This is a genomic window from Pseudomonas sp. TE3552, assembly GCF_056278945.1.
Window position 1 is genome coordinate 6,172,881 of the sequence record NZ_JBWBQJ010000001.1, and the last position, 26,846, is coordinate 6,199,726.

Consider the following 26,846-nt stretch of genomic DNA (forward strand, 5'->3'; position numbering starts at 1 on the left):
GCCAGTAGCGCTAAACTCGAGATGCCTGTCTTTCTTGTCCACTCTGGCTGGAATCATAAAATGAAAAATAATAATAGCCCGCTACGCCACTTACCCTGGCTGCTGCTGGCAGTCGTAGGAGCGTGCGCCCTGGGCGTAGTGGCATTGCGTCGAGGCGAGGCGATCAACGCCTTGTGGATCGTTGTCGCAGCCGTCGCTATCTATCTTGTCGCATACCGCTACTACAGCCTGTTCATCGCTAACAATGTGATGCAACTCGATTCGCGTCGGGCTACACCTGCCGTAATCAACAATGACGGTCTGGACTATGTGCCGACCAACAAACACATCCTTTTCGGTCACCACTTCGCGGCTATCGCCGGTGCGGGGCCGCTGGTCGGTCCGGTATTGGCGGCGCAGATGGGCTACCTGCCCGGTACGCTGTGGCTGATTGCCGGGGTGGTGTTGGCGGGTGCGGTTCAGGACTTCATGGTTCTGTTCATGTCCACCCGCCGCAACGGTCGTTCCTTGGGCGATATGGTCCGTGAGGAAATGGGCCGCATCCCTGGGACCATCGCGCTGTTTGGCTGCTTCCTGATCATGATCATCATCCTTGCGGTGCTGGCGCTGATCGTGGTCAAGGCCCTGGCGGAAAGCCCGTGGGGCATCTTTACCGTGATGGCGACCATCCCGATCGCGATGTTCATGGGCATATACATGCGCTACATCCGCCCGGGTCGCATCGGTGAAATTTCGGTGATCGGCGTGGCGTTGCTGCTGGGTTCGATCTGGCTGGGTGGGCAGATTGCTGCCGATCCGGTGTGGGCCAAGGCGTTCAGCTTTACCGGGATCCAGATCACCTGGATGCTGATCGGCTACGGTTTCGTGGCGGCGGTGTTGCCGGTGTGGCTGATCCTCGCTCCTCGCGATTACCTGTCCACGTTCTTGAAGATCGGCACCATCGTCGCGCTGGCGATCGGCATCCTGATCACCATGCCCGAGCTGAAAATGCCGGCATTGACCCAATTCATCGACGGCACCGGGCCGGTATGGAAGGGCGGTCTGTTCCCGTTCCTGTTCATCACCATCGCCTGTGGCGCGGTATCGGGGTTCCACGCGCTGATCTCCTCCGGCACCACGCCGAAACTGCTGGATAACGAGGTTAACGCCCGTTACATCGGTTACGGCGGCATGTTGATGGAGTCCTTCGTGGCGATCATGGCCATGGTTGCCGCTTCGGTGATCGAGCCAGGCGTCTACTTCGCCATGAACAGCCCGGCGGCCGTGGTCGGCGGTGATGTGGTGGCAGTGGCGCAAGCAGTCAGCAACTGGGGCTTCGCGATCACCCCGGAAGCGTTGCAAGCGGTGGCCAAGGACATCGGTGAAACCACCGTCCTGGCCCGTGCCGGCGGTGCGCCGACCCTGGCGGTCGGTATCGCGCAGATCCTGCACAGTGTGCTGCCGGGCGAAAACACCATGGCGTTCTGGTACCACTTCGCGATCCTGTTCGAAGCGCTGTTCATCCTGACCGCCGTCGACGCCGGTACCCGAGCCGGACGTTTCATGCTGCAGGACTTGCTCGGCTCCTTCGTACCGGCGCTGAGACGCACCGAGTCCTGGACCGCCAACTTGATTGCCACGGCCGGTTGCGTGGCGATGTGGGGTTACCTGCTGTACCAAGGCGTGATCGACCCGTTGGGCGGGATCAACACCTTGTGGCCGCTGTTCGGTATCTCCAACCAGATGCTGGCCGGAATCGCGCTGATGCTGGCAACCGTTGTGCTGATCAAAATGAAACGCCAACGTTACGTCTGGGTGACCATGCTGCCTGCCGTGTGGCTGCTGATCTGCACCACCACCGCCGGCTTCATCAAGCTGTTCGACGCCAACCCGGCAATCGGCTTTCTGTCGTTGGCCAAAAAGTACAGCGATGCCCTGGCCAACGGGCAGATCCTCGCCCCGGCCAAGAGCATCGAGCAGATGCAGCACGTGATCTACAACGCCTATACCAACGCAACGCTGACCGCGCTGTTCCTGTTCGTGGTGTTCAGCGTCCTGTTCTATGCGCTCAAGGTCGGCATTGCCGCCTGGGGCAAAAAAGAACGTACGGATAAAGAATCGCCGTTCCAGGCTCAGCCGGATGCGTAATTGAGGATTGCACCATGTTCAATGACCTGAGTCGCCTCGGTAAATACCTCGGTCAGGCCGCGCGCCTGATGGTCGGCATGCCCGACTACGACAACTACGTCGAGCATATGCAGACCAAGCACCCGGACAAACCGGTGATGAGCTACGAGATGTTCTTTCGTGAACGTCAGGAAGCCCGTTATGGTGGCAAGGGTGGGCCGAAGTGCTGTTGATGCACGCGGTTTAAGCAATACTCCACTGTAGGAGCACGGCTTGCCGGCGAAGGCGATTTTCAGGACGCTTTCGCCGGCAAGCCTGGCTCCTACAGTTTTTTTGCGTCCGGGAGACCATATTTTGTTAGCGCCAATCCCTGTCACGATCCTCAGCGGCTTCCTCGGCGCTGGTAAAACCACCTTGCTGCGCCACCTGCTCAAAGTCGAGCACGGTCTGAAAATTGCCGTGATCGAAAACGAATTCAGTGACGCCGGCATCGACACCCAGCTGTTGGGTGACGAGCCGGTGCAAGTAATGACGCTGTCCAACGGCTGTGTTTGCTGCACCATCCACACCGATCTGACCAAAGCGCTGTACCTGCTTCTGGAACGCCTGGACAGCGGCGAAATCGCCTTCGACCGCCTGGTGATCGAATGCACCGGCCTGGCCGACCCGGCCCCGGTGGCGCAAACCTTTTTCATCGACGAAGAACTGCGTGAGCGCTACATCCTCGACGGCATCATCACCCTGGTGGACGCGGCCCACGCCGACCTGCACCTGACCCAGACTATCGCCCAGGCGCAGATCGGTTTTGCCGATCGACTGCTCGTGAGCAAACGCGATCTGGTGGACGAGGCGACCTTTACCGCACTGAGCGAGCGACTGACCCGCATCAACCGTCGCGCGCCAATCCGTGTGGTCGACCACGGCAAAATTGATCTGGCTGAACTGCTCGACGTGCGCGGCTTCAACCTCAATGCCGACCTTGGCGGTGGCGTGAGTTTGCGTCCGGTGAGCAAGGCACCCTCCATCGACCGCATCTCCAGCCTGGTGCTGCGCACCGACAAGCCGCTGGATATCGACAAACTCAGCGAGTTCATGAACGAGCTGCTGGAAGAGCATGGCAAGCAACTGCTGCGCTACAAAGGTGTTTTGAACATCCTTGGCGAACCGCGACGCATGGTGTTTCAGGGGGTCTTGAAGTTGTACGGATTCGACTGGGATACGGAGTGGGCGGACGATGACACGCGCGAAAGCGTGATCGTGTTCATTGCCGATGAGTTGCCGGAAGAGAAGATTCGTGAGGGGTTTGCGCGGGTGGCTGCGGATTGAAGCGTTGTGTACATCAATGACGACGTCTTCGCGGGCAAGCCTCGCTCCTACAGATGATCGGGTGACCACACATTTGCGGTCCCACACAAAACTGTAGGAGCGAGGCTTGCCCGCGAAGGCGATCTAGCCGGCAACACGATTTCGGCTAGATATCTGTTCTGAGTTCAGTAATGTCTCTTCCAAATGATCCAGGTGCCGGGTCATCAACCACTCGGCCGCCGTTACATCCCCACGCTCCACTGCATCGACAATCTTCGCGTGCTCCTGCCACGCGCAATCAGTGCCTGCCTGCGCATCAAACTGCGCAATAGCCAGCGAAGTTAGCGGTACCAGAGAGCCGAGAAAATGCGCCAACGGAGCGTTTCCCGCCATTTCGGCCAGTTGCAGATGAAATTCCCCTGACAATCGAATGGCCGAACCACGCGCCGTGCATTGGCGTTCGCTGTCGATCAAGGCATGCAGGCGTTTCAAATCTTGCGCACGAGGTTGCTGGCAGGCCAGTTTCACCAGCGTGATTTCGGTCAGTCGTCGGGCATGAAGGGTCTGACGTGTCTGTTCGGCATCCGGCGTGGCGACTCGGGGGCGATGATTGGTCCGCAAGATGATGATCTGCTGATGGGACAACTGCGTCAGCACACTACGAATGTCACTGCGCCTGGCACCGAACATCTGTGCCAGGCTTTCTTCTGTAAAGCGACTGGTCGCATCGATGCGCTGCTCGAGAATGGCATCGAAGATCTGTGCGTAGAGATCTTCCACCGGCGGGGAAAAGGGCAGGGCAGTGAATATCTGTGGTGAGGCGAAGCTGTTCATGGCCTGTCTCCAGTGCGAAGAGGGGGTCAACTGCCGAGGTGGTCGTCCGGGATGTTCAATTCGATGCCCATGCGTTGGCCTTCCCGAAGGATGTGCCGACGCATCTCGGCGCTGGCCTGGGCGCTGTTCTTGCTGCGGATGGCACGCACCACGGCTTCGTTTTCTTCAAGGCGTTCAGCCAGATGCTCTGGCGAATTGCGCAACACCTCGGCACTTTGCTTGAGGGCGTTGCTGGTCTGCTGCACCACACTCTGGAATATCGGGTTCGAGGTCAGCGTGAACAATTCTTCGTGGAATGCGATGTAGGCGCTGACCCCGGCCTCGCTGTCATTGGCCTCAAGGGCTTCGCGCATGTCCATCAGGGTCAGGCGCAGTTGCCCGACTTCCTTGCTGCTGATGGACTGTGCCACCAGACCGACGATGAAGGGTTCGAGGGTGTAGCGCAGCTGCAGCACATCTTCCAGGCTGGCCCCGGCGACCGCGCTGTCGTGGCTTTGGCTGTCGTTGAGATTGGCCTCCAGCACCACCACGCCTTTGCCTGGCATGGATCGCACCAGACCAAGGGTTTCCAGCACGATCACTGCTTCGCGCAGGCTCGGGCGGCTGATGCCCAGTTGTTCGGCCAGTTCACGCTGGCCTGGCAGCATTTCGCCGGAGCGCCACTGACCGCGGGCCAGTGCGGCCCGAAGTTTTTCTACGACTGAATTTACAACGGTCGATGAGGTAATCACTGTTCGCTCCATGAGCATCCATAACGTTTGATGACCGTGCCTGCCCGCGGGCAGGCACGGCGATTATTCAGAATTCCTGCTGATGGGCCGGGGCGACCGGTTTCCTGGGCTGGAAGGTATAACCCACCTGACCGGAAAGCACTTTGTTCGCCCGCTGGATATCGATGTCCTTTTCCCAACGCGCGATAGCCACCGTAGCGACGCAGTTGCCGATCAGGTTGGTCAGCGCCCGGCCGATGCCCATGAACCAGTCCACCGCCAGCACCAGCACCAGGCCCACCACCGGAATCGCCGGGATCGCCGTCAGGGTTGCGGCGAGAATCACCAGTGCCGAACCGGGAATCCCGTGGGCACCTTTGGAGGTGATCAGCGACACCAGCAGAATCGTCAGCAGGTCGGTCATGGCCAGCGGCGTGCCGGTGGCATTGGCGATGAACACAATGGCCAGGGTCAGGTAGATCGAAAAACCATCCAGGTTGAATGAGTAACCGGTCGGAATCACCAGCCCGACCGTGGAGCTGCCGATGCCCAGATGCTCAAGCTTGCGCATGATTTGTGGCAACACGGCGTCGGAAGAAGCGGTGCCCAGGACGATCAGCAGTTCTTCGCGCAGGTACTTGAGCAACGGCCACATCTTCAGGCCGCAAAGGCGCATCACCAGGCCGAGAATCAGTGCCACGAAGGCCATGCAGGTCAGGTAAAACAAACCGACCAGGCTGCCCAGATGCTGCAGCGAGTCCAGGCCATATTTGCTGGTGGTGAAGGCAATCGCGCCGAACACACCGATTGGCGCCAGGCGCACGATCATGCCCATGATGCGGAAGATTACGTGGCTGAGCTCGTTGATCAGCCGGGAAATACCCGACGCCGCTTCGCCCACCAGGTTCAGCGCGCTGCCGAACAGCACCGAAAACAACAGGACTTGCAGGATGTTGTTGTCGGCAAAGGCGCCGATCACCGAGGTCGGGATCAGGTTCATCAGGAACTGCGCGGTGGTTTGCATGTGTTGGCCGCGCTGGGCAATGTCACCCATGTCGGCAGTGGAGAGCTGCTCCAGATGGATATTCGCGCCGCTGCCGATGCCGGTAGCGAAGGCGAAAACCAGGCCGATCACCAGGGCGATGGTGGTCAGTACTTCGAAGTAGATGACCGATTTGAGGCCGATGCGTCCGACCTTCTTCAGGTCGCCGGCACCGCTGATGCCGCTGACCACCACGCAGAACACGATCAAGCCAATGAGCATCTTGATCAGTTTGATGAAACCGTCGCCGAGGGGTTTGAGTTGGGCGGAATATTCGGGAAGGGCCAGCCCGCAGACGATGCCGAGCACCAGTCCGAGAACCACTTGGAGGAAGATAGAACGCGAGCACCATCTGAGCATGGGAGGAATCCTGGTCGGTGTCCTGGCTGCCGTGCGCGATGCGCATCAGATTCAGGACTTAATTATTGTGGTCTTACCGGTATGTCCAGTGCAGGCGCAGTCTAGGCGCTGTTTTTGGTGGATCGCAAGCGAAAATTACGCGATTGGCATGACCGGTCTTACCAGTTGGGCGCAATGCCCCGGCCTTGAGCGTTTTCCCTGTTTGAAAAAAATAATGCGGGCGAAAAAAAACCGGCCATCGCTGGCCGGTTTTCATTGCTGCGGTTTAGCGGGGCAATTAAGCGCCGTACACCGGCAGTTTCTTGCAGATAGCCTTGACCTTCTCACGAACAGCGTCGATCACCGCTTCGTTGTTCAGGTCAGCCAGGATGTCGCAGATCCAGCCGGCCAGCTCTTTGCACTCTGCTTCCTTGAAGCCGCGAGTGGTCACAGCCGGGGTACCGAAACGCAGGCCGGAGGTGACGAACGGGGAGCGTGGATCGTTCGGTACCGAGTTCTTGTTCACGGTGATGAACGCTTTGCCCAGAGCGGCGTCGGCGTCTTTACCGGAGATTTCCTGCTTGATCAGCGACAGCAGGAACAGGTGGTTCTGAGTACCACCCGACACCACGTCGAAACCGCGCTCGATGAACACGCCGGCCATGGCCTGGGCGTTTTTCACCACTTGTTGCTGGTAGGCCTTGAACTCAGGCTGCAGCGCTTCCTTGAAGCAGATCGCCTTGGCCGCGATCACGTGCTCCAGTGGGCCACCTTGGGCGCCCGGGAATACCGCGGAGTTCAGCTTCTTCTCGATGTCGGCATTGGCGCGAGCCAGGATCAGGCCGCCACGTGGACCGCGCAGGGTCTTGTGGGTAGTGGTGGTCACTACGTCAGCGAATGGAACCGGGTTCGGGTAGACGCCAGCGGCGACCAGACCGGCTACGTGAGCCATGTCGACGAACAGGTAGGCACCGACTTTGTCAGCGATTTCGCGGAAACGCGGGAAATCCAGAATCTGCGAGTAGGCAGAGAAACCGGCCACGATCATTTTCGGCTTGTGTTCAACCGCCAGACGCTCGACTTCGTCGTAGTCGATCAGGCCGTTGGCGTCGATGCCGTACTGAACGGCGTTGTACAGCTTGCCGGAGGAAGAAACGCTGGCACCGTGGGTCAAGTGACCGCCGTGAGCCAGGCTCATGCCCAGAATGGTGTCGCCTGCTTGCAGCAGAGCCAGGTAAACGGCGCTGTTGGCTTGCGAACCGGCGTGTGGCTGAACGTTGGCGTAATCGGCGCCGAACAACTCTTTGGCACGATCAATTGCAAGCTGCTCGACGACGTCGACGAACTCGCAACCACCGTAGTAGCGCTTGCCCGGGTAACCTTCGGCGTACTTGTTGGTCAGTACCGAGCCTTGAGCTTCCATCACCGCAGGGCTGGTGTAGTTTTCCGAAGCGATCAGCTCAATGTGCTCTTCCTGGCGCTGAGCTTCTTGCTCCATGGCGGCAAAGAGATCGGCGTCGTACTTGGCAATAGTCAAATCACGGCTGAACATGGCGGTCCTCAAGGATCGGGGGCAGAAAAGGGGGGCATTCTAACCTAATGGGTTTTAGATGGCATATGAAAGGACATCATGTCGCAGACAAGTGGTGTTCATGCGCAGGATTTTCAGTGTCTGTGGCGAGGGGGCTTGTCGGAATGCCGCATCACCCCGTTCGGCTGCGAAGCAGTCGTAATTTGCGCGAATGCGGTTTGTCTGAAGAAATGTCATCGCAGGTTTTGGGGCCGCTTCGCGACCCAACGGGGGCAAGTCCCCTCGCCACAGAAGTTCCTCTTCAGTCAAACATGAACAACGCATCATTGCTGAACTGCGCTTCGAACCGGCTGGCCGGCATCGGACGACCGAACAGGTAGCCCTGAACCTCATCGCAACCATGTTCACGCAGGAAATCGAGCTGCTCGTGGGTTTCCACGCCTTCGGCGATCACCGCCAGGTTGAGGCTGTGGGCCATGGCGATGATCGCCCGGGCAATTTGCGCATCCTGTTCACCCGAGGGCAGGCCATCGACGAAGGTGCGGTCGATTTTCAGCACGTCGATCGGGAATTGCTTGAGGTAGTTGAGCGATGAATAGCCGGTGCCGAAGTCGTCGACTGCAATGCTCAGGCCGAGGTTTTTCAAGCCGGCGAGGATCTGCATCGCCTCACTGACTTCGCGCATCAGGATACTTTCGGTCAGCTCCAGCTCCAGGCACGCCGGTGGCAGGCCGGTTTCCTTGAGGATGGTGGCGATCCGCGTGCCGAGCTGCCCGTCGGAGAACTGCCGGGCAGAAATGTTCACCGAGACCTTCGGTACCCGCACCTTGGTCTGGTGCCAGGTCTTGAGCTGACGACAGGCTTCACTGATCACCCAGTCGCCGACATCCACCACCAGCCCGAGCTCTTCGAGTACCGGAATGAAATCTCCTGGCGGCACCAGGCCGCGGCGTGGATGGCGCCAGCGCAGCAGGGCTTCGGCACCGGTCAGGCGTTTGCCGTCGCCGCTGAATTGCGGCTGGTAGTACAGCACGAATTCGTTCTGCTCCAGGGCATGGCGCAGGTCGCTTTCCAGCTCCAGACGCTCCAGGGCGCTGGCGTTCATGTCGGTCTGATAGAACTGGAAGTTATTCTTGCCGCGCTCCTTGGCGTGGTACATCGCAGTGTCGGCGTTCTTCATCAGTTGACTGAGTTCGCTGCCATCCTGAGGGCTCAGGGCGATGCCGATACTGGCGGTGACAAAGAACTCGCGGCCTTCCAGCACGAACGGTTTCACCAGGCTGGCGAGGATCTGCTCGGCCACATGAATCGCTCGGTTCAGCGCGATCTCCCGGTTGACCCGCGGTTGCAACAGCAGAGTGAATTCATCGCCGCCCATGCGCGCCACTGTGTCGTCATCGTCGACGCAAGCGAGCAGGCGCGTGGCCATTTCCTTGAGCATGCGGTCGCCGGCGGCATGGCCCAGGGAGTCGTTGATCGGCTTGAAACGGTCCAGGTCGAGGAACATCAGCACCACCCAGGACTTCTGCCGTTCAGCCGATTGCAGCGCGGTGTGCAGGCGATCCTGGAACAACGTGCGGTTGGGCAGGTGAGTCAGGGCGTCGTAATAGGCGAGGCGGTGAATCCGTTGCTCGCTGGCCTTGCGTTCGCTGATGTCGCTGAAGAAACACACGTAGCTGGCCAAATCGCCTTCGTCGTCGAGCACCGCCGTAATCCCGACCCACGCCGGGTAATGCTCGCCGTTGCGCCGCTTGAGCCAGACTTCGCCTTCCCAGGTGCTGTGCTGATGCAATTGCTTGAGCACATAGCGCAGATGGGCTTCCTGCTGCTCATCGACGGTGAGCATGTTCGGCAACTGGTCGAGGACCTGGGCCACCGCATAGCCGCTGACGCGACTGAAGGCCTCGTTGGCCTGGACGATATAGCCGGCCGGGTCCGTGATCAGAATCGCCGAGGTCGAGTGCTCGAATACCGTGGCGGCCATGCGCAAGTCTTTCTCGGCCCGCCGTTGCTGGCTGATGTCGCGACCGACCCCGAGTACGCCTTCGAAGGCACCATGCTCGTCCCAGACCAGCACCAGACGCAATTCGATGGGAATCTTGCGCCCGTCGGCCCGCAGGCAATCGAACAGAAACAGCTGGGTCTGCACCTGACTGCGCAGCAGCGCCAGTTGTTCGGGCTTGTCCAGCGCTTTGCTGACCCGGTCCATCAGGCTGTAGATGCCAGTCAGTTGTTGCGGGTTGGCGATGGTCGATTGCCAGCCGTTCTGGAATATCCAGTCGGCATCGAAGCCCAATACGGCTTGCACCGAGGGGCTGACGTAGTTGAGCGCCATCTTGCTGTCGGTGGAGAAAATCACGTCGCTGATGCTTTCGGCGAGCATGCGATAACGCTGCTCGCTGTCGCGCAGGGACTCACTGGCTTCGATCTGTTCGGTGATGTCCTTGGCCACGCCGATGATGCGCGTGACCTGATCGTGCTTGTCCCGCGCCAGGGCCTGTTCGCGAATATCGAAACGTCGCCATTTGCCGTCGCGATGACGGAAGCGCAGCTGGCATTGCAGCAATTGGGTGTAACCGGCGTGACGCTGGGACTGGCGAGAGCGGTGGTAGTAGTCGGCATCCTCGGGGTGCAAAAGGATTTCCCAGAAATACTCGCCCATCTGGTGCAGTTCGGTGCGGTTGTAACCCAGCGTTTGCCCCAGGTGATGGTTGCTGAAGATCATCCGCTGGCTGATCACGTCCTGCACATACAGGTGATCCGGCACGGTGCGCACCACGTCGGACCAGAACCCTTCACGTTCCAGCAGCGACAATTCGATGAGCTTGCGGCTGGTGATGTCGCTGATGCTCAGGATCACCGCTTTATAGTCGGCTTGATCTTCCGGCAGGCGCAGCACCAGCCACAAGTGTTGGTCGCGGCCATTGGCGTCCCGAAGCTTGATTTCCAGTTCAAGCTGTTTCTGCCGGTGCAGTACTGCTTCGAGTACTTGATTGCCGATGGCCGTGCAGTCCAGTGGGCAACCGTTGATCAGCAGCTTCCAGGCTTGGTCGCAGGAGTTGACATTGAGCAGTTGCAGGGCGACCTGGTTGACCTCGGTGATGCGCAGTTCCTGCAACAGTTGCTGACGTTGCTCCGGTGTTTCGAGCCAGGCTTTCAACTGCTCGCTGCTGTCGAGTTGAGCCTTGTCGAAAATACTGTTGAGCCCGGACAGGTCGAGTACGCACAGTGCGACGCCGGTGCCTTCGAAAATGTCTTGATAGCGTCGGCGGCCTTCATGCAGTTGGCGTTGGCGGCGACGAATGTTCAGCAAAGCGATGAACGGTAACAGCGAGAAGGCCAGACCCAGCAGGCATTTGCCGATGAACGCCGGTAGCAGTTGTTCGATCACCCGTTGCCGGTCGAACAGTCCACGCAGTTGCCAATCGCTGCTGCTCAAGGGGACGGTCAGCACGCTGTTGGCCTGTTCATCGGGCGTCAGCACGGCCTGTTTGACCGACGGCAGGGCGTCATCGCGGCTGATGATCTGATGATTGATGCGGTTTTCCACCAGCCACAGGGGACGAACGCCGACATTGGCCTGTTTGGTCAATGAGGAAAAGAACGTCGGCGTCAGGCGCAGGACCCAATAGCCGCGGCTGCTGCCACTGGCCTGATGCAGGAGCAGGTGCACGACCGAACCGTCATCGGCATTGCTGAAATAGTGGGCCTGGGCGCGGCTGCGCTGGACCAGTTCGCTCAGATAATTGGCGTCCTGACTGCCGACGGCGCTGTCGCTGAGGATCTTTCCGGAAGGACTGAGCAGCGCCAGGCTGCGCAGGTCGGGCAGCGATTGTTGCAGTTTACGCAGCAACGCCTGCTGTTCGTCGGCGCTTTGCGGTTGTTCGACGATCGGTAGCAGATTCAGGGCGATCTGCGCGTTGAGGGCCATGTTCAGGCTGACTTGCGAAGCCAGGTCGGCGGTGTAGTCGATGGTGTACTGGCGTTGGTTTTTCTGGGTTTCGCGAAGCTGATCCAGCAGTTGCCAGAACAGCAATGCGAGCAGCAATAGCGCGAGTGTCGCCAGCGCGCCCTTCAAGGTTCCGCGCAGGGGCGAGCCGGTCGCAGGATTAAGTGCGCTCACGGACGGTGGCGGAGTGACATTGGACAAACTGTAATCCTGCGGTTTGGCTGGACTGGCGCGACGTGCACTATAAGCCGGACGCCCGAAGGGCGGCTAGCATGCCTTGAGTTATGGCGAAGTGCCAGCCCCTCTCGGCTGGACTGCCTTCTGTCAATGAGGTAGCTTTGCCGGTTACGCGGGAGCGTTCCAGCTCCTAGGCCTTGATACCCATCAAACGAACGACGCGCATGGTCTGGCCGGGTATCGCCTGCGCTCCAATCATTCATCAGTCACTGACCCTAGGTTCTCCATGGCTCAATACGTCTTCACCATGCATCGGCTGGGCAAAGTTGTTCCGCCGAAGCGGGAAATCCTGAAAAACATTTCGCTATCGTTCTTCCCCGGCGCCAAGATCGGCGTACTCGGCCTCAACGGTTCGGGTAAGTCCACGTTGCTGAAAATCATGGCGGGCGTCGACACCGAGTTCGACGGCGAAGCCCGTCCGATGCCGGACCTGAACATCGGCTACCTGCCGCAGGAGCCGATCCTGGACCCGACCAAGACCGTGCGTGAAGTGGTCGAGGAAGCGGTCAGTGTGATCAAGAACGCCCAGGCGCGCCTGGACGAGGTCTACGCGGCTTACGCTGAACCGGATGCCGACTTCGACAAGCTGGCTGCCGAACAGGCCAAACTTGAAGCCATCCTGCAGGCCAGCGATGGACACAACCTGGACCGCCAGCTGGAAGTCGCCGCCGATGCGCTGCGTCTGCCGGCCTGGGACGCCAAAGTCGAACACCTCTCCGGTGGTGAAAAGCGCCGTGTGGCCCTGTGCCGCCTGCTGCTGTCCGCCCCGGATATGCTGCTGCTCGACGAACCGACCAACCACCTGGACGCCGACTCCGTCGCCTGGCTGGAGCATTTCCTGCACGATTTCCCGGGCACTGTGGTTGCGATCACGCACGACCGTTACTTCCTGGACAACGTTGCCGGCTGGATCCTCGAGCTCGACCGCGGCGCCGGTATCCCGTACGAGGGCAACTATTCGGGTTGGCTCGAAGCCAAGTCCGATCGTCTGGCGGCCGAATCCAAGCAGCAGTCGGCCCACGAAAAGGCCATGAAGGAAGAACTGGAGTGGGTGCGCAAAGGCGCGAAGGCCCGTCAGTCCAAATCCAAGGCGCGTCTGCAACGCTTCGAAGAAATGCAATCGCAGGAATTCCAGAAGCGCAGCGAAACCAACGAGATCTACATCCCGGCCGGTCCGCGCCTGGGCGACAAGGTCATCGAGTTCAAGAACGTCAGCAAGGGCTACGGCGATCGCGTGTTGATCGACAACCTGTCGTTCTCCATGCCTAAAGGCGCCATCGTTGGCGTGATCGGCGGTAACGGTGCCGGTAAATCGACCCTGTTCCGCATGCTGATGGGCAAGGAAACGCCGGACTCGGGCAGCATCGAAGTCGGCGAAACCGTGCAACTGGCGTGCGTCGATCAAAGCCGTGAAGATCTGGATGGCAGCAAGACTGTGTTCCAGCAGATTTCCGACGGTTCCGACCAGATTCGCATCGGCAACTATGAGATCCCGTCGCGTACCTACGTCGGTCGCTTCAACTTCAAGGGCGGCGATCAGCAGAAGTTCGTCAAGGACCTGTCCGGTGGTGAGCGTGGTCGCTTGCACCTGGCCCTGACCCTGAAAGAGGGCGGCAACGTCCTGCTACTCGACGAACCGTCCAACGACCTCGACGTTGAAACCCTGCGCTCCCTGGAAGAAGCCTTGCTGGACTTCCCGGGCGCCGCCATTGTGATCTCCCACGATCGGTGGTTCCTTGACCGCGTCGCGACTCACATCCTGGCGTACGAAGACGACTCGCAAGCGGTGTTCTTCGAAGGTAACTACACCGAGTACGAAGCCGATCGCAAGAAACGCCTCGGCGAAGCGGCGTCCCAGCCGCACCGGGTACGGCACAAGAAACTGGCCTGATTTCAGGTTGGTTGCATAAAAACGGAGCCTTCGGGGGCTCCGTTTTTTTATGGGCGTTCAGTCAGACCGTGGCGCGGCCTTCGCGGGCAAGCCTCGCGCCTACAGAAGAATTGCACGATCTGTAGGCGCGAGGCTTGCCCGCGAAGACGGTCTGAAGGTCACCCCGCCTCGACGGCCAACACCTCAATCACCAAATCCCCCGCCGGCCGCTTCCACAACACCTCATCGCCCACTTTCGCCCCGAGCAACGCCCGTCCCAGCGGCGAACTCCAATTGATCAGCCCATGGGCGGCATCCGCCTGGTCTTCTCCGACCAATTGCACACGCTGTTCATGGTCGTGTTCGTCGGCGAAGGTCACCCAGTTGCCGATCTGCACTTTGTCGGTCGAGGAGGCCTGTGCGACCACCTGGGCGCTTTGCAGGCGCTGCTTGAAGTAGCGCCAGTCACGATCGAGGTCGGCCTGGCGTTGCTTGTCGGCCAGGTCACCTTTGGCGCTTTCCTCATCGAGCAGGTTTTGCAGCTTGTCGACTTTCGCCTGAAGCTGTGCGAGGCCGGCAGGCGTGACGTAATTGGGCTGCGCGCTGACTTGCCGTTCGACCGGCTGATCGGCTTGCGCAGCGGCGTTATCTTCATTGACGAAGGCGCGACTCATGCTTTTCTCCCGTTATAGGGGTTTGGGCCATTGGTCACAGGCTTTAAGTTTCGACGAATGTCTGTAAACGACTTATTGCGAGCGATAGGCTCGTGCGGCGTCCCGGTCTTTCTCTTGTTGCCAGGCCCGTTCGCGCTCGTCCCAATGGCGGTCCCTGTACTCATTACGATCCTCGTTTTCCCGCATGGCCTGGCATTGACGGAAACCGTCGGTCCAGCCTTCGGCGTATTGCTTGTCCTTGAGGTAACGCGGCACATTTTTGCGAAATTCACCGGTGATCGCCCCGGCGGCTTGCCGGCCACTGCTGCAGCCGTCATCGAAGCCATCGGCGAACGCCGGCGGATAACCCTTGGCGATCAGATCCTCGTGGGTCGACTGGCACCCCGTGAGCAATACCAACAATCCCAACACACCCACGCAACGCCACATCCCGGACTCCCGAGCCGCTCAACGGTCTATAAGGGAAGTTTAGAAGCGGATTTGTCGGATGTATGTGAAACGGCGGTGATTAATCTGTCGGGTAACGCCGCTCCCACAGGGGGTGTGGTGTGTCAGATCAATAGTGATACCACTTCACCTCAAGCATCACTTCGTTTTCGGGTGAGGCCAGGTGGCTGAATTCGCGTTGGGCGCTCAAGCGTAAACCGAGGTTGCGCGACAGTTCCCACTGCTGATTCAAGCTCACACTACGGCGCACTTCGCCATTGGTGAAGTAATCGCCCTTGGCTTCCAGGCCGAAATTGCCCAACGGGTTTCTCCACAGCAGGCCACTGTTGAAGCCCGCCGCTGGTGCAATGAAACCCGCAAAGTCGTTGTTATGCTCCACACGCACGGTGCCCAGGGCGAAACCGAGCATGTCGTCGCCCAATTTCCAGGTCCCGCCGCCGCCACCATTGACATGGCTGACCAGGGTTTCGTCATCATGCTTGCCCGGTACGCGCTCCAGGCCGGCGGTGACTTGCCACGACAGCGGCTGCAACAGCGCGTTGCGCGGGGTCAGGGAGCGAATGGTCGCCAGATCCAGTTGCTGCAACTGCCAGTCATTGCCTTCGTACTGGCGCAGTTTCATCTGCAGGATTTCGATCTGCGCGCCGAGGGGGAAGCTTTCGGCATTGTCATTGAGGTCGTGATAGGCCATGCGCAGGCCATATTCGCCGAAGGCCTTGTCACCCCGGGTGCCGATGCCGGCCTGCCAGGTGCGGGACTCGTGGCCGTCTTCGGGTAAACCGGGTTGCGGTATGTCCAGTTCCGGGGGCGGGTTTTGATTGATTGCGCGCAGCAATTCGAAACTGCGCTGGGCCCGTGCCGGGTCGCGTTCCTGTCCGTTGGCGCGATAACGCTCCAGACGATAAGCCGCATCAATGATCAACGCCTGACGGTCGCGAGGTTGAGCCTTGAACGCAGGGCTCTGCAATTGCTGCTGATCGGCACTGACTTTCAGCACCCAATCCTGCTCCCCAGAGGTTAATGGCTCGGCACGGCTCAGCAGTTCACGCTCACGGGACGGGCGATACTCGATCGACTCCACCAACCCGGCGGCTTTCACCGCTTTGACGGTGTCGGTGGGGATAGCGGTCAACGGGAATTGCTCGGTCAAATGCAGGTTTGGCCGCGCCACTTGCAGCAGCTCAAGCAGGCGGTAGGAGCAGTTTTCGTCGAAGAAGAAGTAGTCGAACTGGATCTGCTTGAGCTCCCAGACGTGCTCGACCATGCGCTCGGTTTCTTGCTGAGTCAGGTTCAGGCGGTATTCCCACAGATCGCGGTTCTCCAGGCTGCGGTATTCGGAGAGCTTTTCCTGGTAGGGCACCAGCGCGAACAGGCCGGGATAGCCGCCCATCAAGCCTTTCCAGGCATACAGAATGCTGTTGTCCGACCCTTCAATGTAGGCACCGAAATTGATCGCGTAACTGAGCAGCGATGTCTTGTCGCTCTGCACACTAGCCTGATCAATGCGCAGCAAGGTATGGCCGAACATCGATGACGGGCTGTTCAGGTAGGCCGCCGGGAAAATCATCACCGCGCTGTGGGGCGCAACGTCCTTGAACCATTGCTTGAATTCGGCGCAGTCCGGCGTTGGCAGGCCGGTCAGCTCAAGCTGCGCCTTCAGCCAGCGGGTACGGGCCGGATAGACGCATTGGGCATGCTGCTCACCGGTACTGGCCGGGGCATACAGCGCCTGCACGGTCGCCGCCAGTTCACGGTCGGGGTGTTCGTTGCCATCGGGGGCGAGAAAGAATTTCCTGTCGCTGACATAGCTGCGCCAGCCGCCGAGCTTGGCGGTTTCGTAATGTCCCAGGGAAATCCAGAACGGATTGTTGGCCAGTTGCTGCAAACGTTGATTGTCGATGTGTGGCGCGGCGGACAGCGGGGCGCAGACACAGAGCGCCAGCCAGGCAAGGCGTTTGAGCATAAGAGACTACTTGAACTCGAGGAAACAAAGACCCAAAGGGTCAGGTCCAAAAAACAAAAACCGCTCCCCGAAAGGAGCGGGTGCGGGTCGAGCTTAAGCTTGAGTAGCGTACTTGGCCAGACGAGGATCATTCTTCAGTACGGCCAGGGTGTTGGTATGCACATCTTCAGCGGTCACGTCAGCCTTGCTGAAGATTTGCTGGAAGTGCTGATGAGTCACCGCGGCGAAATGCGCACGGTCTTCCGGCGCCACGCCCAGTACCACGGCGTAAGTGGTCAACGCTTCGCCCTGACCTTTGGCCATGTCTTCGGACAGCTCGTTCATCATGCCATTCATGGCGATCCAGGATTTGCCGCCATAGGTCAGCGACGCATTGGTCGAGCAACCGTTGGTACCGGAGGTCATACCGAAGGTTGCGTTCCCGGAAGTGCCGTTGGTGGTGGATGCCAGGAAGTGTGCCGGGGTGCCACGCTGACCTTCGAACAGCATGTTGCCCCAACCGCAGTCCGGACCGCCTGGCGCCTGAGCCATGGCGTTGATGGATACAGCGGTGAAGAGAGTACCGAGAAGAATCCGTTTCATAGCTATGTTCTCTTTGTGTGCATACCAATGGACAGGGTGCTGGCCCCTAATGGTGCCAGTGGGCCGGTTATTCGTTTATTTCGTTCCAGCCGCGCAGCTTGGAGTTTAGGCACGTTCCGGGGGTTGCGTTACTTTTTGCGAGACATTCCCTGAAAACATTGATTTTGACCCTTTCGGCCCGAGGCTGACGGTTTGTCCAGGCTTTGGCTTGAGGTGCGCCTTGCCAGTGAGGTACGGGCAGCGCCAGAATGCCGCTATCTGCCCCGCCTGATGTAAGGAAGCCCGATGCCTGATCCTGTTGCTGCCAGCTTGCGTCTAGCGCCTGAAGCGCTGACCCGTCCGTTTTCCGCTGAACAGTTCAGCTTCTCTACCACCAATGATCTGGAGCCCTTCCGCGGTGTGCTTGGCCAGGAACGTGCGGTCGAAGCCTTGCAGTTCGGTGTGGCCATGCCACGCCCCGGTTACAACGTATTCGTCATGGGCGAGCCCGGCACCGGCCGGTTTTCGTTCGTCAAACGCTACCTCAAGGCCGAAGGCAAACGCCTGCAGACCCCGGCGGATTGGGTCTACGTCAATAATTTCGATGAGCCGCGCGAACCTCGCGCCCTGGAGTTGCCATCGGGCACCGCCGGGGCCTTTATCGGTGATATCAATGGCCTGATCGACAACCTGCTGGCGACTTTTCCGGCAGTGTTCGAACACCCGTCCTATCAGCAGAAGAAAAGCGCCATCGACCGCGCTTTCAACCAGCGTTATGACCGGGCACTGGATGTAATCGAACGTCTGGCGCTGGAAAAAGAGGTCGCGCTCTACCGCGACAGCAGCAACATCGCCTTCACGCCGATGAGCGAAGGCAAGGCACTGGATGAGGCTGAGTTCGCCCAGTTGCCGGAAGCCGAGCGCGAACGTTTTCATGACGATATTTCCGGGCTGGAAGAGCGGTTGAACGAAGAACTTGCCAGCCTGCCGCAATGGAAGCGCGAGTCGAGCAATCAACTGCGTCAGCTCAACGAAGAAACCATCACCCTGGCCTTGCAGCCATTGCTCGCGCCGCTGTCGGAAAAGTACGCGGAAAACGCTGGCGTTTGTGGTTATCTGCAAGCGATGCAGGTGTACCTGCTCAAGACAGTGGTCGAGCAACTGGTGGACGACAGCAAGACCGACGCCATCGCCCGCAAATTGCTTGAAGAGCAATACGCCCCGAGCCTGGTGGTCGGTCATCCGTTCAGCGGCGGTGCGCCCGTGGTGTTCGAGCCGCACCCGACCTACGACAACCTGTTCGGTCGCATCGAATACAGCACCGATCAGGGCGCGCTCTACACCACTTATCGGCAGCTGCGACCGGGTGCGCTGCACCGGGCCAATGGCGGCTTCCTGATCCTCGAAGCGGAAAAAATGCTCAGCGAACCTTTTGTCTGGGATGCGCTCAAGCGTGCCCTGCAATCGCGCAAGCTGAAAATGGAATCGCCACTCGGCGAGCTGGGCCGCCTGGCTACCGTGACGCTGACACCGCAACACATTCCGTTGCAGGTCAAAGTCGTCATCATCGGCGCCCGGCAGTTGTATTACACGCTGCAAGACCTCGATCCGGACTTCCAGGAGATGTTCCGCGTCCTGGTGGATTTCGACGAAGACATCCCGATGGTCGATGAGAGCCTGGAGCAGTTCGCCCAGTTGCTCAAAACCCGTACCTCCGAGGAAGGCATGGCGCCGCTGACCGCCGATGCGGTGGCGCGTCTGGCGACTTACAGCGCGCGTCTGGCCGAGCACCAGGGGCGTTTGTCGGCGCGAATCGGCGATCTGTTCCAGCTGGTCAGCGAGGCGGATTTCATTCGCGACCTGGCGGGCGACGACATGACCGACGCCGGGCACATCGAGCGTGCGCTCAAGGCCAAGGCCACTCGTACCGGGCGCGTTTCGGCGCGGATTCTCGATGACATGCTGGCCGGAATCATTCTGATCGACACCGATGGCGCGGCCGTCGGCAAGTGCAACGGGCTGACAGTACTGGAAGTCGGTGATTCGGCCTTCGGGGTGCCGGCGCGCATTTCTGCCACGGTTTATCCGGGCGGCAGCGGTATCGTCGATATCGAGCGCGAGGTCAACCTCGGCCAGCCGATCCACTCCAAAGGCGTGATGATCCTCACCGGGTACCTGGGCAGCCGTTATGCCCAGGAATTCCCGCTGGCGATTTCCGCGAGCATCGCGCTGGAGCAGTCCTATGGTTATGTCGATGGCGACAGCGCGTCCCTGGGTGAGGCGTGCACGCTGATCTCGGCCTTGTCGAAAACCCCGCTCAAGCAGTGCTTTGCGATTACCGGTTCGATCAACCAGTTCGGTGAAGTGCAGGCGGTAGGCGGGGTCAACGAGAAGATCGAAGGTTTCTTCCGGCTTTGCGAAGCTCGCGGCCTGACCGGTGAGCAAGGGGCGATCATCCCTCAGGCCAACGTGGCCACGCTGATGCTCGACGAGAAGGTGCTGGCGGCGGTGCGCGCGGGGCAGTTCCATGTCTACGCGGTGCGCCAGGCCGACGAGGCCCTGAGCCTGTTGGTCGGCGAGCCGGCCGGTGCGCCAGATGAGAATGGCGATTTCCCTGAAGGCAGCATCAATGCGCGGGTAGTGGAACGCTTGCGGGTGATTGCGGAAATGGTCAGCGAGGAAGACCTCAAGGAAGCCGAAAAGGAGTTGGCGCAGGAAGCAATGCTGGAAATCAAACCGGCTTGAGTTGTCCGCCAAAAGTAGCAAGCTTCCTGTGGCGAGGGGGCTTGCCCCCGTTCGGCTGCGAAGCAGTCGTAAACGATGGATACGGTGTTTCTAATCAACCGCTTCAGCCGCTTTCGGGGCCGCTTCGCGGCCCAACGGGGGCAAACCCCCTCGCCACAATTATGGCGTCAATATTCACGCAGTGACCACTCGGCGCCTTCTGGTTCTGGTTCGCGTGCGAGCCACACTTTTCTTCTATTATCTGCTCAAGGACATCGACAGTAATCACTGGATCGAGACAGCCTTCCCGTGGAGGTTGAATACCGGATTTACCGAGGGTCGCCGCCATGTCGCGCAACCTCTGCCTCACCCGTCAATGCCTGGGTCTTGTGACCCGTATCGAGTGTGCCATCCGCCCACTGGCGGGAGATACGGGCATGTGGACCTTGCTCTTCGCCGCCGGCATGGCCGGCGAGCAGCCTTCAGCCATCAAGGCCCAAGGCCCTTTCCGTGGGCCGGTCGCAGCTGAATCGATCCTCGACACCATCGTTGAAAGTCTGACCCTGCATGGCTACGAGCTGGCTGATGATCCGCAAATCTGGTGCCTGCATCTGCAAGCCCAGTTGCGAGAGATCAACGGTGGCCGTTATCGCAACCTCAGTGGTCCCGAGTTTCGGCCCGAGCACTGAACAGGCTATTGATCCAGGTTGCCTGACTCAGCCTTGTCGAGCTTGACCTCGAAACCGTATTGCACGGTGGTGAGGTCGGTTCGCTGATAAGTCTCCAGACGTGTGGGCTGGCCATAGAAGTAATGCACTGCAAATAATGCCGGGCCTTGTGCACTCGCGTCGTGACTGACCGAAAGAATCTCCTTCAGATAATGACCGCTGTCGTCCTTGGCGAAAAAACGCCAGTCCTGGGCGGGAAACAGCTTCAGATCAACCACCAACGCATTACCCTTAAGCTCAAGACCCTTGGGCAATTGATGGGCGTCGTACGTTTGCTTGTCGACAGTCGCCAGGAACAGCGGCATTGAGCCGACCGCGTAGGCCGGTGTTTCTGCAAACAGATTCAGATCGTAGGTGATGCTGCCGCGTAGCGGGTCGACCTGATACGCCTCGGGCGGCAGTTCGATCGGCCCATCGCGCTGGCCTTTGCCATCTTGGGTAAAAAATGTCACCGGGCTTTCGCCGGGATTGAACGAGGTGCCGAGCAGTTCGTCATTGAAACTTCTAGGGTGATCGAACTCGATGCGCGCGGCGCTCGGATCATCGACCGACTGACGGATGCTGATGCTCTTCCTCAGTTGTTCCTCGCCCAGCGTCGCACCCTTGAGCCAGGTCGCGGCCTGGTCGTCATACACCACCACGGGCAAGGTCAGTGGCTGGATAGTTTTTTTCGTGGTGTGCTGGTCGAATCGGCGTACCAGCAGGTTCAGGTCCTTGCGGGTTACCGTGACTGCCGAAAAGTCCAGCAGACTGACTTCAAGGGTGTCGATCGACCCGTTGAAGTACACCTTGGTGTAGTGCCGGGTCTGTCGCTTTTCAAACGCCCGCTGATCGTCATCGAGCTGTTTTTCGAACGCTTCGCTCCAGGTCTTCTGCTGTTGCATGTGCGCCAGTTGTTTTTGATAGAACGCAATTTGCTCGGCGGTTTCGTTGATCGCGCCCGAGCGAGAGAGGAATTGCCCGGTAGCGTCCCGGGCCTGAACGATCAGCGGGTTGAACGGTATATCTGCGATCTCGGGGGCTGGCGGCGAGCTGTTACTGAATTCGATTTCGGCGTAGTTGTTGGCCAGTTTCAGCAGGGTGACACTGAGGTTGTCGTTGGTGCGAGTCTGGCCGATGTCCTTTTTCGTCAGGTCGAAGCTGTAGAGCCGACGCGGGGCGGTGACTTCCACCTTGCCTTGCAGGCTCACCGGTTGTGGCTGGCTCTTCTTATCCACATCCAGGCCTTCGATGAAGGGGTAGGTCACCGTCAAATCATCGGGGTTGGTCAGGTTGGCGCTCGAGGGGCTCAGTTGAATGCCGGGATCGGTTTCCGACCATTCCGGCTGAAAGGGGATGACGCGCTTATTGCTCAGGGTCACCGATTGCCACTCCAGGCCATGAGGAAAAAAGAACGCGCCCGGAATGTTGAAGTTGAAGGGGAATACGGGCTGCAGATCGGTCAGGTAATCCGAGCTGGACTCCTTGTGCAGTACGAACAGGCCATTGATGTAGGTATCGACCAGCGCCTGGGGCGTGGGGTAGTGCTTGAGTACGGCAAGGGTGTCTTCGCCGTATTCGGTGACCACCGGTTTGCTGTCGAGCTTGAGTTGCGCGCGCTCAAGTAACAACAGAGAACCGCCGAGCGCGGCTACGGCATCCTTGAGTTTCGGATCCTCGATCGCATCCAGGGACTTTTCGAACTGTGCGGTCTTTTCTTCGAGGCTGACCTGGCGTTTCTCGTCGCTGGGCGAACAACCGCCGAGCAGCAGCGCGAGGCAAAGTCCGGCACTCGTTAACGGCAATCGCACATCCATTCCCAGTCTTCCTGTCCGACGTCGTTGACCTGTCAATGATCAGGACACTAGCAGAAAAATTTTGTCACACACACGCAGGTCACGGATTTTCCGGCGGTTTCTGGGTGTAACAGGTGGCTGGTATACTCGCCGCCATTTTCAGCCCTGATGTGAGATTTAATGGAACGCTTTGTCGAAAATGCAATGTACGCCTCCCGCTGGCTACTGGCGCCGATCTATTTCGGTTTGTCTTTGGGCTTGCTGGCGTTGGCACTGAAATTCTTCCAGGAAGTCTTCCACGTCATCCCTAACGTGTTCTCGATGGCCGAGTCGGATCTGATTCTGGTGCTGCTGTCGCTGATCGACATGGCGCTGGTGGGCGGCTTGCTGGTGATGGTGATGATCTCCGGTTACGAAAACTTCGTATCCCAGCTGGACATCGACGACAGCAAGGAAAAGCTCAACTGGTTGGGTACCATGGACTCATCTTCGTTGAAGATGAAGGTCGCGGCTTCGATCGTGGCGATTTCGTCCATCCACCTGCTGCGTATCTTCATGGACGCCAAGAACGTCGATCCCGAGCATTTGAAGTGGTATGTGGTCATTCACATGACGTTCGTGGTGTCGGCATTTGCCATGGGCTATCTGGACAAGCTGACCAAGCACTGATCGATTGATCCTTGTGGGAGCGTGGCTTACCCGCGATAGCATCTCCTCGGTCTGACGATAAACCGCGGTGATGCCATCGCGGGCAAGCCACGCTCCCACAGTTTTGTGAAACAGACAGGTGGTGTTGTTTGTGGCTTGTACTTTGGCGCGTCGAGGCATATCCATGTAAGGAACCTGGCTCGCCACTGTGAGGTGCGCTCATGAACCTGCAAGAGTTGAATGCATATGCCATCGCCGGAAAGGTCGATGAGCTGAATCTGATCTCGATGGAAGGCGTGTTCTACGTGCTGGAGGCTCGGATGCATGGCTTGTCGCATCGATTGCTCGATTCACACGGCGAAACAATGCATCTGCGCTCGGTCGAGCATGCGCGTGAAGTGCTTCACGCCTGTCCCAAGTTGTCGTTCAACGTCGTGCATACCTCGGTTCAGGATGAAATGTGCGGTGCCAGCACCGAGGAAAGCCTGAAAGTTCCTATCACCTTCCGTTCCGCGTGACAGGGCCGACACGGCTCATCAACGTAACGGCATCTGTGCTAGTCTGCTCGCCCTTTTGATTCCGGGCGCTCCGGGATGCGCTGTGCACGCACGGCAAGTTCCAGGGCCGTCCGCACAACGGAGCAGTGTCATGTCCGAAGTAAATCTGTCCACCGACGAAACCCGCGTCAGCTACGGCATTGGCCGTCAGTTGGGCGACCAGCTGCGTGACAACCCGCCACCGGGCGTTAGCCTGGACGCGATCCTCGCAGGCCTGACTGACGCGTTCGCCGGTAAGCCAAGCCGTGTGGGTCAGGAAGAAATGTCCGCCAGCTTCAAGGTGATCCGCGAAATCATGCAAGCCGAAGCTGCAGCCAAGGCTGAAGCCGCTGCGGGCGAAGGCCTGGCTTTCCTGGCTGAAAACGCCAAGCGCGAAGGCATCACTACTCTGGCTTCCGGCCTGCAATTCGAAGTGCTGACTCAAGGTGAAGGCGCCAAGCCAACCCGTGAAGACCAAGTGCGCACTCACTACCATGGCACCCTGATCGACGGCACTGTGTTCGACAGCTCCTACGATCGTGGTCAGCCTGCAGAATTCCCGGTAGGCGGCGTGATCGCTGGCTGGACCGAAGCCCTGCAACTGATGAATGCCGGCAGCAAATGGCGTCTGTACGTGCCGAGCGAACTGGCTTACGGCGCTCAAGGCGTTGGCAGCATCCCGCCGCACAGCGTACTGGTATTCGACGTCGAACTGCTCGACGTTCTGTGATCCTGTGATCCTGTGATCCTGTGATCCTGTAGGAGCGAGGCTTGCCTGCGAAGGCATCAACTCTGTTTCAAGCTCAAATCGCGTTGCTTGTTTCGCGAGCAAGCTTCGCTCCTACAGAGATTTGCAGTGTTACTCATATTTCGATCTTGTTGTGCAGCTCACTCGTCGGGCGCAACGCCCGGGCATAGCAGAACAGAAACAAATTGCGCACCAGTTCCTTGAGTACCACCGGCTCGCTGGAACTCAGGCCGTTGACGTCCAGATCACCCTGATCCTGCAGCTCGCTCAAGGCTTCTTCTTCAAGCACCGCACAAACTTCCCCGGTTTCCCGATGCAGGATTCTGAGGTAGGGGTGTGGGCGGTCCAGCCAGGCATCGATCAAATAAGTCATGGGGCTCATCTCCATTGATTGGATTCAATGAGAATAATTCTTATTCATCAAATAGCAAGGGTCTATTGGCGGTTTGTGTTTTTTTCTGCAGAGAGATTGCAGGAGGTCAAACCGACTGGCGTTTGGCTATTGCGCGGGAATACTGGGGGGGACGCGGGGAATGGCGAAGCACCATCCCACGCCAGGCGCGGGATGGAGTACAGCAGGCTCAGACTTTTCTGACGAACTCGGATTTGAGCTTCATCGGGCCGATACCGTCGATCTTGCAGTCGATGTCATGGTCGCCATCGCACAGGCGGATGTTCTTGACCTTGGTGCCGACCTTGACCACCAGCGACGTGCCTTTGACCTTGAGATCTTTGATCACAGTGATGGTATCGCCGTCCTGCAGGACATTGCCGACCGAATCCTTTTTCACGGTGTCATCAGTGGCCACTTCGGCTTCGCCATTGGCGGACCATTCGTGGGCACATTCCGGGCAGATCAGTTGTGCGCCGTCTTCGTAGGTGTATTCGGAATTGCATTTCGGGCAGGGTGGCAACGTGCTCACTAAAGCTCCTTGGATTCAGGATGGCTAAAAAGCGCACATTATATAGGGTTTTATGCGAGAGCGGGCGGGATGCTATAGATCTATAGGAGCGGCCTGTGGCGAGGGGTAAGCCCCCTCGCCACAGGCCGCTCCTACAAGGCGGGGATCAGTGCGTGCGGGCGACCGCGAATTCGCTCAATTCCACCAATGCATCGCGGTATTCGCTGGCGGGCAGGGCGTCGAGGCACTTGATTGCACGGGCCACGTAGTCGCGGGCCAGTTGCGCGGTGTAATCCAGCGAGCCGGAAGCTTCAACGGCTTCGCGGATGCTTTCCAGGTCTTCGATGCCGCCTTTCTGGATCGCCTGACGAACCAGTGCAGCCTGCTCCGCAGTGCCTTCGCGCATGGTGTAGATCAGCGGCAAGGTCGGCTTGCCCTCGGCCAGATCGTCACCGACGTTCTTGCCCAGGGTCTCGGCGTCGCCACGGTAGTCCAGCAGGTCGTCGACCAATTGGAAGGCCACACCCAAGTGATCGCCAAAGGTCCGCAATGCTTCGCTCTGTTCCTGCGAGGCACCGGCGAGGGCCGCGGCACTGTGGGTCGAGGCTTCGAAGAGCATCGCGGTTTTGCCGCGAATGACTTCCATGTAGGTTTCTTCAGTGGTGCTGGCGTCGCGGACCTTCGACAGCTGCAACACTTCGCCTTCAGCGATAATGCGCGTGGCTTGCGAAAGGATCTTCATCACCGGCATGGAGCCCAGTTCGACCATCATTTCGAAAGAACGCGAATACAGGAAGTCGCCTACCAGCACACTCGGCGCATTGCCCCACATGGCATTGGCGGTCGAGCGGCCACGGCGCATGCCGGACATGTCGACCACGTCGTCATGCAGCAGGGTGGCGGTGTGCAGGAATTCGATGGTCGCAGCCAGCAGGCGCAGATCATCGCCTTCGCGGCCCAGCGCCTTGCCACACAGCAGGACCAGTAAAGGACGCAGGCGTTTGCCACCGGCCGAGGTAATGTAGTCGCCGATTTTCGATACCAGTGGCACTCGGGAAGTCAGCTGCTTCTTGATGATGCCGTCGACGGCGCTAAAATCGTCCGCCACCGCGCGGTAGAAAGCTTGGGGTTGCATCAGCGACAGTCGCTCCAGAAGGGTTGCGCGGCATGCTAGGACCCACGTCCGGGCCTGTCAAGGCGCGATGGACGGCCTATTG

The 26,846-nt window shown here is 59.2% G+C and carries 22 protein-coding genes; 9 read left to right on the forward strand and 13 right to left on the reverse strand.

Translation table 11 applies throughout. The annotated features are described in order from the left end of the window. Positions 1–60: 60 nt before the first annotated feature. The 3 genes from ACZ9BB_RS28025 to yjiA all read left to right on the forward strand — a co-directional run bounded on the left by ACZ9BB_RS28025 (position 61) and on the right by yjiA (position 3,432). Positions 61–2,127 carry a carbon starvation CstA family protein gene (locus ACZ9BB_RS28025; protein ID WP_476217995.1) on the forward strand — a complete coding sequence of 689 codons (2,067 nt, stop codon included), beginning with the start codon at positions 61–63 and terminating at the stop codon, positions 2,125–2,127. Between the two features lie 14 nt (positions 2,128–2,141). Continuing rightward, entirely contained in the window at positions 2,142–2,339 is a 198-nt protein-coding gene (locus ACZ9BB_RS28030) for a YbdD/YjiX family protein (protein WP_007895266.1), read from the forward strand. A gap of 121 nt (positions 2,340–2,460) precedes the next feature. After that, on the forward strand, positions 2,461–3,432 hold the full coding sequence (gene yjiA, locus ACZ9BB_RS28035; protein ID WP_476217996.1) for a GTPase: 972 nt from the start codon (positions 2,461–2,463) through the stop codon (positions 3,430–3,432). 123 nt (positions 3,433–3,555) lie between these two features. Here yjiA and ACZ9BB_RS28040 read toward each other — a convergent pair whose 3' ends face one another. From ACZ9BB_RS28040 to ACZ9BB_RS28060, 5 genes are all read right to left on the reverse strand, one after another. Next, a complete protein-coding gene (locus tag ACZ9BB_RS28040) occupies positions 3,556–4,245 on the reverse strand; it encodes a GntR family transcriptional regulator (RefSeq protein WP_476217998.1) in 690 nt (229 codons plus the stop codon). Between the two features lie 26 nt (positions 4,246–4,271). Further along, the gene (locus ACZ9BB_RS28045) at positions 4,272–4,976 is read right to left on the reverse strand and encodes a FadR/GntR family transcriptional regulator (RefSeq protein WP_476218000.1); all 705 of its coding nucleotides are present in this window, start codon (positions 4,974–4,976) and stop codon (positions 4,272–4,274) included. Positions 4,977–5,043: 67 nt separating this feature from the next. After that, positions 5,044–6,357 carry a C4-dicarboxylate transporter DctA gene (locus tag ACZ9BB_RS28050; protein WP_476218002.1) on the reverse strand — a complete coding sequence of 438 codons (1,314 nt, stop codon included), beginning with the start codon at positions 6,355–6,357 and terminating at the stop codon, positions 5,044–5,046. A 277-nt stretch (positions 6,358–6,634) separates the two neighbouring features. After that, complete coding sequence (glyA, locus tag ACZ9BB_RS28055; protein WP_008008672.1) at positions 6,635–7,888, reverse strand: serine hydroxymethyltransferase; 1,254 nt, start codon at positions 7,886–7,888, stop codon at positions 6,635–6,637. Positions 7,889–8,168: 280 nt separating this feature from the next. Next, positions 8,169–12,017: a sensor domain-containing protein gene (locus ACZ9BB_RS28060; RefSeq protein WP_476218005.1), complete on the reverse strand. Its 3,849-nt coding sequence runs from the start codon at positions 12,015–12,017 to the stop codon at positions 8,169–8,171. A gap of 262 nt (positions 12,018–12,279) precedes the next feature. Here ACZ9BB_RS28060 and ettA point away from each other — a divergent pair, with 262 nt between their 5' ends. Then, on the forward strand, positions 12,280–13,944 hold the full coding sequence (gene ettA / locus ACZ9BB_RS28065) for an energy-dependent translational throttle protein EttA (RefSeq protein WP_476218007.1): 1,665 nt from the start codon (positions 12,280–12,282) through the stop codon (positions 13,942–13,944). 158 nt (positions 13,945–14,102) lie between these two features. Here ettA and ACZ9BB_RS28070 read toward each other — a convergent pair whose 3' ends face one another. From ACZ9BB_RS28070 to ACZ9BB_RS28085, 4 genes are all read right to left on the reverse strand, one after another. Next, entirely contained in the window at positions 14,103–14,597 is a 495-nt protein-coding gene (locus ACZ9BB_RS28070) for a GreA/GreB family elongation factor (protein ID WP_476218009.1), read from the reverse strand. Between the two features lie 72 nt (positions 14,598–14,669). Beyond that, on the reverse strand, positions 14,670–15,026 hold the full coding sequence (locus ACZ9BB_RS28075) for a hypothetical protein (RefSeq protein ID WP_476218011.1): 357 nt from the start codon (positions 15,024–15,026) through the stop codon (positions 14,670–14,672). Between the two features lie 127 nt (positions 15,027–15,153). Further along, a complete protein-coding gene (locus ACZ9BB_RS28080; protein WP_476218013.1) occupies positions 15,154–17,007 on the reverse strand; it encodes an Lnb N-terminal periplasmic domain-containing protein in 1,854 nt (617 codons plus the stop codon). A gap of 93 nt (positions 17,008–17,100) precedes the next feature. Continuing rightward, positions 17,101–17,589: a DUF3015 domain-containing protein gene (locus ACZ9BB_RS28085; RefSeq protein WP_476218015.1), complete on the reverse strand. Its 489-nt coding sequence runs from the start codon at positions 17,587–17,589 to the stop codon at positions 17,101–17,103. A 285-nt stretch (positions 17,590–17,874) separates the two neighbouring features. Here ACZ9BB_RS28085 and ACZ9BB_RS28090 point away from each other — a divergent pair, with 285 nt between their 5' ends. Both ACZ9BB_RS28090 and ACZ9BB_RS28095 read left to right on the forward strand, forming a co-directional pair. Next, positions 17,875–20,313: a Lon protease family protein gene (locus tag ACZ9BB_RS28090; protein WP_476218017.1), complete on the forward strand. Its 2,439-nt coding sequence runs from the start codon at positions 17,875–17,877 to the stop codon at positions 20,311–20,313. Positions 20,314–20,639: 326 nt separating this feature from the next. Continuing rightward, positions 20,640–20,981 carry a PA4575 family protein gene (locus ACZ9BB_RS28095; RefSeq protein WP_258617202.1) on the forward strand — a complete coding sequence of 114 codons (342 nt, stop codon included), beginning with the start codon at positions 20,640–20,642 and terminating at the stop codon, positions 20,979–20,981. A gap of 5 nt (positions 20,982–20,986) precedes the next feature. Here ACZ9BB_RS28095 and ACZ9BB_RS28100 read toward each other — a convergent pair whose 3' ends face one another. Continuing rightward, a complete protein-coding gene (locus ACZ9BB_RS28100) occupies positions 20,987–22,816 on the reverse strand; it encodes a hypothetical protein (protein WP_476218020.1) in 1,830 nt (609 codons plus the stop codon). Positions 22,817–22,975: 159 nt separating this feature from the next. Between ACZ9BB_RS28100 and ACZ9BB_RS28105 the strand changes: the two genes are divergently transcribed. The 3 genes from ACZ9BB_RS28105 (at position 22,976) to ACZ9BB_RS28115 (ending at position 24,709) form a co-directional block, all read left to right on the forward strand. After that, complete coding sequence (locus tag ACZ9BB_RS28105) at positions 22,976–23,464, forward strand: TIGR00645 family protein (protein ID WP_223485901.1); 489 nt, start codon at positions 22,976–22,978, stop codon at positions 23,462–23,464. A 200-nt stretch (positions 23,465–23,664) separates the two neighbouring features. Beyond that, positions 23,665–23,961, forward strand: coding sequence for a DUF6482 family protein (locus tag ACZ9BB_RS28110; RefSeq protein ID WP_476218023.1), 297 nt, complete (start codon positions 23,665–23,667; stop codon positions 23,959–23,961). A gap of 130 nt (positions 23,962–24,091) precedes the next feature. Beyond that, positions 24,092–24,709, forward strand: a complete 618-nt coding sequence (locus ACZ9BB_RS28115) for an FKBP-type peptidyl-prolyl cis-trans isomerase (protein ID WP_007901858.1) — start codon at positions 24,092–24,094, stop codon at positions 24,707–24,709. 133 nt (positions 24,710–24,842) lie between these two features. On the opposite strand, the gene ACZ9BB_RS28120 is transcribed toward ACZ9BB_RS28115, so the two are convergent. The 3 genes from ACZ9BB_RS28120 to ACZ9BB_RS28130 all read right to left on the reverse strand — a co-directional run bounded on the left by ACZ9BB_RS28120 (position 24,843) and on the right by ACZ9BB_RS28130 (position 26,764). Further along, positions 24,843–25,100: a PA4570 family protein gene (locus ACZ9BB_RS28120; RefSeq protein WP_476218025.1), complete on the reverse strand. Its 258-nt coding sequence runs from the start codon at positions 25,098–25,100 to the stop codon at positions 24,843–24,845. A 208-nt stretch (positions 25,101–25,308) separates the two neighbouring features. After that, positions 25,309–25,650: a zinc ribbon domain-containing protein YjdM gene (locus ACZ9BB_RS28125; RefSeq protein WP_476218027.1), complete on the reverse strand. Its 342-nt coding sequence runs from the start codon at positions 25,648–25,650 to the stop codon at positions 25,309–25,311. A gap of 145 nt (positions 25,651–25,795) precedes the next feature. Further along, positions 25,796–26,764: a polyprenyl synthetase family protein gene (locus ACZ9BB_RS28130; RefSeq protein ID WP_476218029.1), complete on the reverse strand. Its 969-nt coding sequence runs from the start codon at positions 26,762–26,764 to the stop codon at positions 25,796–25,798. Positions 26,765–26,846: the final 82 nt, after the last annotated feature.